General features: G+C 36.3%; 13 protein-coding genes. All 13 read left to right on the forward strand.

What is annotated here, in order from left to right; translation table 11 throughout:
• The first annotated feature begins 3 nt into the window (after nucleotides 1-3).
• Nucleotides 4-1,371, forward strand: coding sequence for an NADH-quinone oxidoreductase subunit NuoF (gene nuoF, locus QWY90_RS12965; protein ID WP_290286390.1), 1,368 nt, complete (start codon nucleotides 4-6; stop codon nucleotides 1,369-1,371).
• A 1-nt stretch (nucleotide 1,372) separates the two neighbouring features.
• Nucleotides 1,373-1,921 carry a hypothetical protein gene (locus tag QWY90_RS12970; protein WP_290286391.1) on the forward strand — a complete coding sequence of 183 codons (549 nt, stop codon included), beginning with the start codon at nucleotides 1,373-1,375 and terminating at the stop codon, nucleotides 1,919-1,921.
• A 26-nt stretch (nucleotides 1,922-1,947) separates the two neighbouring features.
• Nucleotides 1,948-3,003: an NADH-quinone oxidoreductase subunit G gene (locus QWY90_RS12975; protein WP_290286392.1), complete on the forward strand. Its 1,056-nt coding sequence runs from the start codon at nucleotides 1,948-1,950 to the stop codon at nucleotides 3,001-3,003.
• On the forward strand, nucleotides 2,996-4,027 hold the full coding sequence (nuoH, locus tag QWY90_RS12980; RefSeq protein WP_290286393.1) for an NADH-quinone oxidoreductase subunit NuoH: 1,032 nt from the start codon (nucleotides 2,996-2,998) through the stop codon (nucleotides 4,025-4,027). The genes QWY90_RS12975 and nuoH overlap by 8 nt, the downstream gene beginning before the upstream one ends.
• 11 nt (nucleotides 4,028-4,038) lie before the next feature.
• Nucleotides 4,039-4,590 (forward strand): NuoI/complex I 23 kDa subunit family protein, encoded by a 552-nt coding sequence (locus tag QWY90_RS12985; RefSeq protein WP_290286394.1) that lies wholly within the window; start codon nucleotides 4,039-4,041, stop codon nucleotides 4,588-4,590.
• Nucleotides 4,590-5,105, forward strand: a complete 516-nt coding sequence (locus QWY90_RS12990) for an NADH-quinone oxidoreductase subunit J family protein (RefSeq protein WP_290286395.1) — start codon at nucleotides 4,590-4,592, stop codon at nucleotides 5,103-5,105. The genes QWY90_RS12985 and QWY90_RS12990 overlap by 1 nt, the downstream gene beginning before the upstream one ends.
• Nucleotides 5,105-5,425, forward strand: a complete 321-nt coding sequence (nuoK, locus tag QWY90_RS12995) for an NADH-quinone oxidoreductase subunit NuoK (protein ID WP_290286396.1) — start codon at nucleotides 5,105-5,107, stop codon at nucleotides 5,423-5,425. Before QWY90_RS12990 ends, nuoK begins: the two co-directional genes overlap by 1 nt.
• A 6-nt stretch (nucleotides 5,426-5,431) precedes the next feature.
• Nucleotides 5,432-7,309 (forward strand): NADH-quinone oxidoreductase subunit L, encoded by a 1,878-nt coding sequence (gene nuoL, locus QWY90_RS13000; RefSeq protein ID WP_290286397.1) that lies wholly within the window; start codon nucleotides 5,432-5,434, stop codon nucleotides 7,307-7,309.
• A 10-nt stretch (nucleotides 7,310-7,319) separates the two neighbouring features.
• The gene (locus QWY90_RS13005) at nucleotides 7,320-8,756 is read left to right on the forward strand and encodes a complex I subunit 4 family protein (protein WP_290286399.1); all 1,437 of its coding nucleotides are present in this window, start codon (nucleotides 7,320-7,322) and stop codon (nucleotides 8,754-8,756) included.
• 10 nt (nucleotides 8,757-8,766) lie between these two features.
• A complete protein-coding gene (locus QWY90_RS13010) occupies nucleotides 8,767-10,134 on the forward strand; it encodes an NADH-quinone oxidoreductase subunit N (RefSeq protein ID WP_290286401.1) in 1,368 nt (455 codons plus the stop codon).
• A gap of 106 nt (nucleotides 10,135-10,240) precedes the next feature.
• Nucleotides 10,241-11,506: a Y-family DNA polymerase gene (locus tag QWY90_RS13015; RefSeq protein ID WP_290286402.1), complete on the forward strand. Its 1,266-nt coding sequence runs from the start codon at nucleotides 10,241-10,243 to the stop codon at nucleotides 11,504-11,506.
• Between the two features lie 142 nt (nucleotides 11,507-11,648).
• Nucleotides 11,649-12,083, forward strand: a complete 435-nt coding sequence (locus tag QWY90_RS13020; protein WP_290286403.1) for a LexA family protein — start codon at nucleotides 11,649-11,651, stop codon at nucleotides 12,081-12,083.
• Nucleotides 12,084-12,191: 108 nt separating this feature from the next.
• Entirely contained in the window at nucleotides 12,192-12,653 is a 462-nt protein-coding gene (tnpA, locus tag QWY90_RS13025) for an IS200/IS605 family transposase (RefSeq protein WP_290286404.1), read from the forward strand.
• The last annotated feature ends 38 nt before the right edge of the window (nucleotides 12,654-12,691 follow it).

Below are 12,691 nucleotides of genomic sequence, written 5' to 3' on the forward strand. Positions count from 1 at the left end.
ATCATGGGAAGAAAAATATTATTAGACAAAATCAACGTTCCGGGAATTAAAACCTATGAAGTATATCGCAAAGAAGGCGGTTATGCATCCGTAGAAAAAGCCCTGAAAAAAATGACTCCTGATGAAGTGGTGGAAGAAGTAAAAACTTCCGGACTTCGTGGTCGTGGCGGTGCTGGATTTCCTGCCGGAATGAAATGGAGTTTTATCGATAAAAAATCAGGAAAACCAAGACATTTAGTTTGTAATGCTGATGAGTCAGAACCGGGCACTTTCAAGGACCGATATCTGATGGAATACATTCCACATCTTTTGATAGAAGGAATGATAACATCAAGCTACGCCTTAGGGGCTAACCTATCCTATATCTACATCCGTGGAGAATATATGTGGGTTTACAAAATTTTGGAAAGAGCCATCGCCGAAGCAAAAGCTGCCGGTTGGTTGGGTAAAAATATATTAGGTTCGGGTTACGATTTAGAATTATACGTTCAAATTGGAGCCGGAGCTTATATCTGTGGAGAAGAAACCGCATTGATTGAAAGCTTAGAAGGAAAACGTGGAAATCCAAGAATTAAACCACCATTTCCAGCTGTTTCGGGACTTTGGGCTAATCCAACTGTAGTAAACAATGTTGAAACCATTGCTGCTGTGCCTTGGATTGTCAATAATTCAGGTGCTGATTATGCCGGAATCGGAATTGGTCGTTCTACCGGAACTAAATTAATCTCTGCTTCAGGAAATATCAAAAATCAAGGTGTTTTCGAAATCGACTTAGGTTTATCAGTATACGAATTCATGAATTCGGATGAATATTGTGGCGGAATGCAAACCGACAGACCCTTGAAAGCATTGGTTCCAGGAGGAAGTTCTGTTCCAATTTTACCAGCCAATTTAATCTACAAAACCGCTGCAGGTGAAGACCGATTAATGTCTTACGAAAGTTTGTCAGATGGCGGATTTGCAACTGGTTCCATGTTAGGTTCAGGTGGATTTATCGTTTACGATGACAGAGCTTGTATCGTTCGTAACACTTGGAATTTCTCAAGATTTTACCACCACGAAAGTTGTGGTCAATGTACTCCTTGCCGTGAAGGAACAGGTTGGTTAGAAAAAGTTTTGTGGAGAATTGAAAATGGACACGGTCGCGAAGAAGATATTGAATTGTTATGGAGCATTCAGGCAAAAATAGAAGGAAACACAATTTGTCCTTTAGGTGATGCTGCTGCTTGGCCTGTGGCTGCTGCAATTCGTCATTTTAAAGATGAGTTTGAATACCATATTCGTTTCCCCGAAAAAATAAAAAATAGAGATCACTTTGTGGCTGAACCTTTTGAAAAAGTAAAGCATTTGGTAGCAAAGCAAACTGTATAAAATGAGATTACTTACGTTCTTACTATTATTGCCATTATTTGTTCATTCTCAAAAGTTTGATGGATATGTTGTAAACAATGCAAACGATACCATACATTGTAAGTTTTTTATCGGAACCCATTCGGTTGACGAAAAAATACCTTACCCATCCACTGTCTGTAAAAAAGTTAAAATACTAACTGACAATGGCGAAAAAATGACTTTCAAACCTGCACAAATAAAGTCTTTTTTTATAAAAGGAACTAAGGATTGTGATTTGAAATTTGTGAGCTTAAAGGAAGATGACGATCAGTTTTATCAAGAGTTGATTATCGGTAAATTGTCTTTGTACAAAATATATTTTACATCGTACGGTAATGAATTTTCGAATGGAGTTATAATGAAAGAAGGCAAACTTTATAAAATTGCTGGTTTTGGCACAAGAAAAAAATTTGGTTGGCTAATAGAGGATTATCCCGAATTATACGATAAATGGATAAATTCTGAAGAGTATAAATTAAATCAGTTCCAAGAGCTTGTTGGTTTATATAACGAACATTTTAAAAATTAAAAAGAGATCTTTCTAAAAATATAAACATGAAAGTAACCATAGACGGTCAAGAAATAGAAGTAGCTCCAGGAACAACTATCCTGCAAGCGGCTCGTATGATTGGTGGAGAATCTGTTCCGCCAGCCATGTGCTATTATTCTAAACTTAAAGGAACAGGCGGTAAATGCCGTTGTTGTTTAGTAGATGTAACCAAAGGAAGTGAAGCCGACCCAAGACCAATGCCAAAATTAATGGCATCCTGTGTAACGGGTTGTCAGGACGGAATGGAAATAGCCAGCAAATCTTCAGACAGAGTAAAAGAAGCCAGAAATGCGGTAACCGAATTTCTTCTAATAAATCACCCGCTAGATTGTCCGGTTTGTGACCAGGCTGGCGAATGTGATTTGCAGAATTTAAGCTTCGAACACGGAAAATTACAACAACGTTTTATTGAAGAAAAAAGAACGTTTGAACCTGAAAATATTGGTCCTCATATTCAATTACACATGAACCGTTGCATCGTTTGCCAACGTTGTGTAGAAGTAGCTGACCAATTAACTGACGGAAGAGTTCACGGGGTTTTAAATCGTGGTGATCATTCTCAAATTTCAACTTGTGTATCAGCAGCGATTGACAATGAATTCTCCGGAAATATGATTGATGTTTGTCCGGTTGGAGCCTTAACGGATAAGACTTTCCGATTCAAATCTAGAGTTTGGTTTAACAAACCATTCAATGCTCACAGAGAGTGTACAACACCAGGTTGTTGCGGAAAAACTACCGTTTGGATGTTTGGAAACGAAATTCAAAGAGTAACGGCAAGAAAAGATGAGTTTCACGAAGTAGAAGATTTCATTTGTAACACTTGTCGTTTTGATAAAAAAGACTTGGCTGATTGGGTAATTGAAGGCCCAAGAAAATTCGAAAAAGACTCTGTTATCAATCAAAATAATTACACTAGAAAATTAGAAAAAGTTGAAATAGCTACCGAAAAAGGAATTCTTTTAGGTAGAGATATTGACCGTAAAAAAATAAGTATGGCTGAGATTGATTACAACGAAAAAATAGACGGTAACTTAATAGATTCAAAGAAAAATGGATAGTGGATTTATTATAGAAAAAAGTATTCTAATTGTAGTCGTTTTTGCTATTACAATGGTTATGGCAATGTATTCTACTTGGGCTGAACGTAAAGTGGCCGCTTTTTTACAAGATAGAGTTGGTCCAAATCGTGCTGGTTGGGGCGGCTTATTACAACCTTTGGCTGATGGTATGAAATTATTTGCCAAAGAAGAATTTGAACCTGATACTAAAAACAGATTTTTGTTTTTTGTTGGTCCCGCTATTGCAATGAGCACAGCTTTGATGACAAGTGCCGTTATTCCGTGGGGCGATAAATTAGAAATTTTTGGAAGAACTGTTTACCTTCAAGCTACCGATATTGATGGATCATTACTGTATATTTTTGCCATAGTTTCTATTGGTGTATACGGAATCATGATTGGTGGTTGGGCCTCTAACAACAAATTCTCCTTAATGGGAGCCGTTCGTGCTGCCTCTCAAATGGTGTCTTATGAGGTTGCGATGGGATTATCTGTTATTGCTTTAATCATGATGACAGGAACCTTGAGTTTAAAAGAAATTTCGATGCAACAAGCAGGTTGGCATTGGAATGTTATTTATCAACCTGTTGGTTTTTTAATCTTCTTGATTTGCGCTTTCGCAGAAACAAACCGTACCCCTTTTGATTTAGCGGAATGTGAATCAGAGTTAATTGGTGGTTATCATACCGAATATTCATCCATGAAAATGGGATTCTATTTGTTTGCGGAATATGCTAATATGTTTATTTCATCAACCATTATAGCTGTTCTTTATTTTGGCGGTTACAATTATCCGGGAATGCAATGGATGGTTGATAACGTTGGGGTAAACACCGCTAATATTTTAGGAATTGGCGTTTTATTTATTAAAATTTGCGCGTTCATTTTCTTCTACATGTGGGTTCGTTGGACGATACCACGTTTTAGATACGATCAATTGATGAATTTAGGCTGGAAGATATTAATTCCACTTTCGATTATCAATATAGTAATAACAGGAATTTGCATTCTAGCTTTTAAATAAGAAAAGAAATTATGTCAGCATCAATACAAAGTATATCCCTTTCGGGTAGAAAAAAACAAGTTTCCAATAAGGAAATGACTTTTTGGGAAAGGTTATATCTAATAGCTATCGTCAAAGGATTGCTTATTACCATTAAACACTTTTTTAGAAAAAAGGCAACCATTCATTACCCTGAACAAGTACGTGAATTCAGCCCTGTTTATCGTGGTCAACATATGTTGAAACGAGATGAATTAGGTCGTGAAAACTGCACCGCTTGTGGGCTGTGTGCCTTATCTTGTCCAGCGGAAGCCATTACTATGAAAGCGGAAGAACGCAAACCAGGTGAAGAAATGTTATACCGCGAAGAAAAGTATGCGTCGATTTACGAAATCAACATGTTGCGTTGTATTTTCTGCGGACTTTGTGAAGAAGCTTGTCCTAAAGATGCTATTTATTTGACCACTTCCAAAAAATTAGTTCCTTCTAGTTATGAAAGAGAAGATTTCATTTTCGGTAAAGATAAATTGGTAATGCCTTTAGATATGGCAATGAAAAATGCTCAACTTAAAAACGCTAACTAATGTCGCCTATAACTATTATATTCTACTTTTTATCAGCCATTACATTGGCCTCAGCGTTTTTGACAATTTATAGCAAAAACCCTATTCACAGCGCTATTTATTTAGTGATTTGCTTTTTCTCAATTGCAGGTCATTATTTATTATTCAATGCGCAATTTTTAGCCATTGTACATATTATTGTGTACTCTGGAGCCATCATGGTATTGTTCTTATTTACGATCATGTTAATGAATTTGAATAAGGAAGACGAAGTGCATAAACCCCGAATTACAAGACTTGGAGCTATAGTAGTTTTTATTTTAATGAGCGTTGTTTTAGTAACTGTTTTCATCAATTCTAAAACCATTATGGGTGATTATGATACTTCTGGTGAAGATTTTCAATCCATAAAAACACTAGGTAAAATTTTATTAAATGAATATATGGTACCCTTTGAGTTTGCCTCTATCTTATTGTTAGTTGCCATGATTGGAGTGGTTTTATTGTCTAAAAAAGAAAAAACAGAGAAGAAATAATGAATAATATTTTAAATCAAATTGGTATAGAAAACTACATTTTCCTTTCGGTGCTATTATTTTGTATCGGCGTTTTTGGCGTACTGTACAGACGTAATGCGATTATTGTATTCATGTCAATCGAGATTATGCTGAATGCTGTCAACTTATTGTTTGTGGCTTTTTCAACCTATCATCAAGATGCCGAAGGACAAATATTTGTATTCTTCTCAATGGCTGTTGCTGCAGCAGAAGTTGCTGTTGGATTAGCGATTTTAGTTTCGGTATTTCGAAATATTGGCTCCATTGATATCGCTAATTTAAAGAACTTAAAAGGATAATCTGAAATGGAAACAAATTTAGCTTTACTATTACTTTTATCACCATTTGTTGGATTTCTATTTAATGTTTTCTTCGGAAAAAAAGTAAGCAAAGGAATTTCTGGTGCTATCGGAACCTTAACCGTTTTGGTTTCTTTCCTAATGAGCATTTGTTTTTTTGCACAATTAAATCAAGACGGGAAACCATTCGAAATAACATTATTTGACTGGATTTCTGTTCATAATTTTAAATTAAGTTTCGGACTTTTATTAGACCAATTGTCGTTGCTTTGGTTGTTGTTCGTTACCGGAATTGGTTCACTTATTCATTTGTATTCCATAAGCTATATGCACGACGATGAGAATATACATAAGTTCTTCGCTTATTTGAACTTGTTTGTGTTCTTCATGATAACATTGGTAATCGGAAGTAACTTGTTGGTAATGTTTATCGGTTGGGAAGGCGTTGGATTGTGTTCTTATTTGCTAATCGGATTCTGGTATAAAAACCAATCCTACAACGATGCTGCCAAGAAAGCTTTTATCATGAACCGTATTGGGGATTTAGGTTTCCTTATCGGGATATTTATCTTAGGAAGCTTGTTTTCAACATTGAATTTTGTTGAAATGAAACAGGCTCTAACTACCGGAAATGCAGATACTGCTTTATTAACTGTTGCTGCTCTATGTTTATTTATAGGCGCTTGTGGAAAATCAGCACAATTACCACTTTATACCTGGTTACCTGACGCGATGGCCGGACCAACGCCAGTTTCTGCGTTGATTCACGCTGCAACGATGGTAACAGCGGGTATCTTTATGGTTACCCGAATGAACTTCTTATTCGATTTAACTCCGTTTGTTCAAAACATCATTGCTATTGTTGGTGCCTCAACCGCTTTAGTTGCTGCTTCGATTGGATTACTTCAAAACGACATCAAAAAAGTATTGGCCTATTCTACGGTTTCTCAATTGGGATTAATGTTCCTGGCTTTAGGATTGGGAGCTTATAATGTTGCTGTATTTCATGTAATCACACATGCATTCTTCAAAGCGTGTTTGTTCTTAGGTTCAGGTTCGGTAATTCACGGATTGCACGGCGAACAAGACATGAGAAAAATGGGTGGTTTGCGCAAAGCGATGCCTATCACGTTCTGGACCATGATGATTTCAACTTTAGCGATTGCAGGTATATTTCCATTTGCAGGTTTCTGGTCAAAAGATGAAATCCTGATGGTAGCCTTTGAACATAATAAAGTATTATGGGTTGTGGCTTCTATAGCATCTATCATGACAGCATTCTATATGTTTAGATTGATGTATTTGACCTTCTTCAAAGACTTCAGAGGAACAGAAGAACAAAAACATCATTTGCATGAAAGTCCAAGTCTGATTACTATTCCTTTAATCATTTTAGCTATTTTGGCTTTTGTTGGCGGAGCGATAAATTTACCGGGAAGCAATTGGTTAAACCATTTCCTGGAACCAATTTTAGCCACAAAACACGAAGAACATGCTTTGGGAACACACGAGTATATGTTGATGGGAATTGCCTTAGCCGGAGCTGTTTTTGGAATTCTTTGGGCGTATGCTAAATACATCAAACAAGCATTTGTTCCAAAAGAAGATGCCGAAATTGTTGGGGTAAGCAATATCATTTACAACAAATATTATGTAGACGAATTTTACACCTTCCTAATTGTAAGACCTTTGAATAGTTTGTCTAATTTCTTTAGAACAACTTTAGAACCTGCTTTAGGAAAGGTAGTATTTAGTTTCGGAACTGTTGCCAATGGCATTGGAACTCAAGGTAAAAAATTACAAACAGGCAGTATTGGTTTGTACTTATTTGCCTTTGTAATTGGTGTAGGCGCCATCATAACTTATTTATTTATAGCAAAATAATTTTTACATAATGGATGTAACTACTATATTAATTTTACTGCTTTCTGGTGCCATCATCACCTATTTTTCCGGAGATAAATTAGCTTCAAAAGTAGCGCTGATTTTCAGTTTGGGAGCTCTGGCTGTTACTTTATATTTACTGACACTATATACTGACGGAGCAAACATCAGTTTTATATCAAATTGGATTGATATCCCAAAAGTAAGCTTGGCTTTCAAAGCGGATGGCCTTTCTTTGGCAATGGTTTTATTAACTGCTGCTTTAACACCGCTAATTATATTTTCATCTTTCGGAAATACTTTTACCAATGCTAAAAGTTTCTACGCATTAGTATTGTTCATGGCTTTTGCTATGACAGGAACGTTCTTAGCAGCTGATGGTTTGTTGTACTATATTTTCTGGGAATTATCTTTGATCCCTATTTATTTCATTGCATTAATTTGGGGTAATGGCGATGCAGAAGAACGCAAAAAAGCAGTAGTCAAATTTTTTATTTACACGCTTGCCGGTTCGCTTTTCATGTTGATTGGTTTTGCTTATTTATATACAAAAGCGAATAGTTTCCTTTTAGAAGATTTATACAAATTAGATTTGTCTTCAACAGAACAATGCTATATTTTCTTTGCTTTCTTCTTAGCGTATGCTATCAAAATTCCAATTATTCCTTTCCATACTTGGCAGGCAAAAGTATATCAAAAAGCCCCAACCGTTGGAACAATGCTTCTTTCTGGAATCATGCTAAAAATGGGATTATACAGCATCATTCGTTGGCAATTACCTATTGCGCCACAAGCAGCTAAAACCTATATGCCAGTATTGATAGGTTTGAGTATTGCCGGAGTGATTTATGGTTCGATTGTAGCGTTACGCCAAAAAGATTTAAAAAAATTATTAGCCTATTCTTCACTAGCACACGTTGGCTTAATTGCCGCTGGTTGTTATACTTTAACCCTTGACGGATTAAGTGGTGCCGTTTCACAGATGATTGCTCACGGTTTTGTTATCGTTGGATTATTCTTTGCTACCGAAATCATCTACAGAAGATACGAAACTAGAACTATCGCTGAAATGGGCGGAATCAGAGCACAAACTCCAAGATTTTCTTCAATGTTTATGCTTTTGGTATTAGCCTCTGTAGCTTTACCGGGAACATTTAACTTTGTTGGAGAGTTCACCGTTTTATATAGTTTAAGCCAAATCAATATTTGGTTTGTTATTTTAGGCGGAACCACCATTATATTGGGCGGTTACTATATGTTGAAAATGTTCCAAAACACCATGCTCGGAGAAACCAACACCAAAGTTTTTACAGATGTAACTACCAATGAAGCGATAACATTAGTTGCTATCATAGGCTTTTTATTATTCTTCGGATTGTATCCAAAACCGATAGTGGATTTGGTGACGCCAAGTTTAAATCAAATTTTAGAAACCATAAACAGATAAAAGTCCAGAAATGAATACATTAATTGCCATATCAGGTTTAGGTGTTTTTTGCCTTATCGCTGAAATCTTTAATTTAAGAAAGCTATTGGTTCCAGTGGCTGTTCTTGGACTGTTAGCTATTCTTGGACTTACCATAGCTGAGTTTAATACACCTGCCTCTTTTTACAACAATATGATTGTGGTAAATAAGTTTTCGGTTGCCTTCTCAAGTTTATTTATCATTTTGACCATTTTCTTAGTGGCATTAAGTGGCGACTTTTATAAAGACCATCCAACTAAGATTTCTGATTTTATAGCCATAAAGATTTTCCTTTTATCGGGAGCTGTAGCTATGGTTTCATTTGGAAATTTAGCCATGTTCTTCCTAGGTATTGAAGTACTTTCTATCTCGCTTTACATTTTAGCAGCAAGTCGAAGACTAGACATAAAAAGTAATGAAGCCGGAATGAAATACTTCCTAATGGGTTCCTTTGCCTCTGGATTTATTCTATTCGGAATCTGTTTAGTGTATGGAGCCACGGGTTATTTTGACATGGCAGAAATCTATGATTTATCGCAAGGCGCTGGTCTACCGGTTTGGTTTCCAATTGGTATAACACTAATCGTTATTGGAATGTTGTTCAAAATTGCTGCTGCTCCATTCCATTTTTGGGCTCCCGATGTTTATGAAGGATCACCATCAATGACAACGGCTACCATGAGTACTTTGGCAAAAGTAGTAGCTATGGCAACGCTTTATAAGTTACTAAGCGGATTGTCTGGCTTGTCTCCAAAAGCTGAGATGCTGATTGTGATTATTTCTATCCTTTCAATGACTGTCGGAAATATTATGGCATTGCGTCAAACCAATGTGAAACGTATGTTGGCATTTTCGGGTATTTCTCACGCGGGATTTATGCTTATGGCATTGCTTAGCATGTCGACTGCGGCTTCAACCTTATTGTATTATACTTCAGCATACGCTTTGGCTGGTATTGCTTCTTTTGCCGTAATTATTTATGTTACTAAAGACAAAGACAATGAGGATATTTTCAACTTTAATGGCTTAGCAAAAACAAATCCGTTATTGGCGGCCATACTAACAGCGTCACTTTTATCAATGGCCGGAATTCCTATTTTCTCAGGATTCTTTGCTAAATTCATGTTATTCACTCAAACCATAAAAGCGGGTTATTTAGTAGTGGTGATTGCGGCAGTTATCAACTCAATCATTAGTGTAGGCTATTACTTCAAATTGATTTTAGCGATGTACACCAAAGAAGCTTCTGAAGATAAAAGAGCCGTTCCTTTTGTATATTACGCTGTAGCGGTTGTTGCTATTTTACTAAATATTATCATTGGGATTTATCCATCCTTAGTAACCAATTTACTAAACTAAAAACTGCATTTTTAAAAAATACTAAAATCCATCAAGAGTCATTTTGATGGATTTTTTAGTTATCAACAGCGGCAAAAAATAGTCGGCTATTGCGTAAATTTACCTCATGTATGCTTTAGTCGATTGCAATAATTTTTACGCTTCCTGCGAACGTGTTTTTCAGCCCCAGCTGAACGGAAAACCCATTGTTATTTTGTCTAATAACGATGGTTGCATTATTTCACGTAGTGACGAAGCCAAAGCATTAGGCATTCCGATGGGCGCACCCGAATTCAAAGTGCGTCAGGAATTAAAAGAAAAAAACATTCATGTCTTTTCGTCTAATTATCCTTTGTATGGCGATTTGAGTAATCGGGTGATGAAAATCCTGGAAGGTTTTACACCACACACCGAACCGTACAGCATAGACGAAGCGTTTATGAATTTTGATGGAATGCAAATTCCTGATTATCACGATTACGGTCTGCAGATGAAACGTCGCATTATGAAATGGTTGAGCATTCCGGTTTCTGTTGGTTTTGCCGAAACCAAAGCCTTATCCAAAGTCGCCAATAAAATTGCCAGAAAATTTCCAGACAGAACTAAAGGTGTCTATGTTATTGATTCCGAAGAGAAGCGAATTAAAGCCTTGAAATGGACCAAAATTGAAGATGTTTGGGGCATTGGTTTCCGACTGACTAAGAAAATGAAAATCAAGAATATTAACACGGCTTATGATTTTACGTTACCACATAACGAAGCCTTTATCAAAAAAGAAATGGGCGTTGTGGGATTGCGATTAAAATATGAACTGGAAGGGAAATCAGTATTAGAATTAGATTTGCCAAAAGATAAAAAAACCATCGCCATTACCCGAAGTTTTGCCGGAAACATTACCACGCTTGACGAAATGAAAGAACGCGTTTCGACTTTTGCTACGGTCTGTGCCGAAAAGCTCCGCAAACAAAAATCCTGTTGCCATGGCGTAATGGTCTATTTGCGCAAAGACAAGTATAAAACTGACAGGCAACGCTATAATTTCTATAAAATAGAATGCTTGCCCTTTGCCAGTAACTCTTCTATTACCATTAGTAATGTGGCCGTAAAGATGTTAAAGACTATGTTTGAAGAAGGCGAAATTTATAAAAAGGCAGGCGTAATCGTAACCGAAATCATTCCCGAAAACCAGAAACAATTCCATTTGTTTGAAGAAGAAAATCCAAAGCATCTGAAACTGATGAAAGTTATGGACGATCATTATAAGAAAACGGGCGAACGCAAAATACGATTGGGCAATCAAGATTTACAACGCACCTGGAAAATGAAACAAGAGCATTTGTCTAAAAGATACACGACCAATTTTAACGAAATACTGGAAATAAGATGCTTGTAAAAACTCCGTCACTTCGAGTGTTTTTGGCTCGACAGCCTTGAGGAGATAAAATTAATTACTTAGCCAAAAACGTATCGAGAAGCCAGAAAGCAAAACGGTTCTCGATACATCCGCCGCAGCGAACACTCGAACTGACGAAACTATGATAAAACAAAAAAACCTTACTTTCTTTATTCCCGATTTGGAAAACGCACAACAACTACCCTACTACGCTAGCGGTATCAAGGCGGGGTTCCCTTCGCCGGCAGCCGATTTTGATGAAACCAAAATTAGTTTAGACAACACCTTAGTCAAAAATCGGGAAGCTACTTTTTATGCTAAAGCCGTTGGTACTTCAATGATTGGCGCAGGCATTGATGATGGCGATATTATGGTTATTGATCGGAGTCTGCAACCTACAGCTAATAAAATTGCTGTTTGTTATATTGATAATGAGTTTACCGTAAAGCGCATCAAAATAGAGAAAGATTATGTCTATCTAATGCCCGAAAACAATGACTTTCAACCTATAAAAGTCACCGAAGATAACGAGTTAATCATTTGGGGAATTGTTACCTATGTAATTAAAGCAGTTTAGAAAAAATAATTTTTTGTTAAAAAGTACACTTTTTGTGTACCTTTTAGCATGCTGCATTCCGTAATTTTATAAAAAAACACTCAATCCCGTTAGGGATTTAATATTGGTATGGCAAATACATACACCCAAATTCACATTCAATTCGTTTTAGTGGTGAAATACCGCAAAGGCTTACTACATTCCTCATTCAAAGACGAATTATACCAATATATAACCGGAATAATTAAATACCACAATCATAAAGTATTAGCCATAAACGGAGTTGCTGACCATATTCATATACTTATCGGTATGCGACCAACCCAATCTATATCCGATTTATTACAAGATGTCAAAAGAAGTTCTTCAAAGTGGATAAATGAAAAGAAGTTTTTAAAAGTAAAATTTGAATGGCAAGAAGGGTATGGAGCATTTTCTTATTCCAAATCTGATCTAAACAATGTAATTAAGTATATTAGAAATCAGGAGCAACATCATGCGGTAAAAACGTTTCGAGAGGAATATTTAGAGTTTCTAAAACTATTTGAGGTTGATTATGATGAAAGATATATTTTTAAGGAACCTATCTGATTTATATCATCCCTAACGGGATTTTCCGTGTCAAGGAG

Origin of the sequence: Flavobacterium paronense (assembly GCF_030409795.1) — a bacterium.
GTDB lineage: Bacteria > Bacteroidota > Bacteroidia > Flavobacteriales > Flavobacteriaceae > Flavobacterium > Flavobacterium paronense.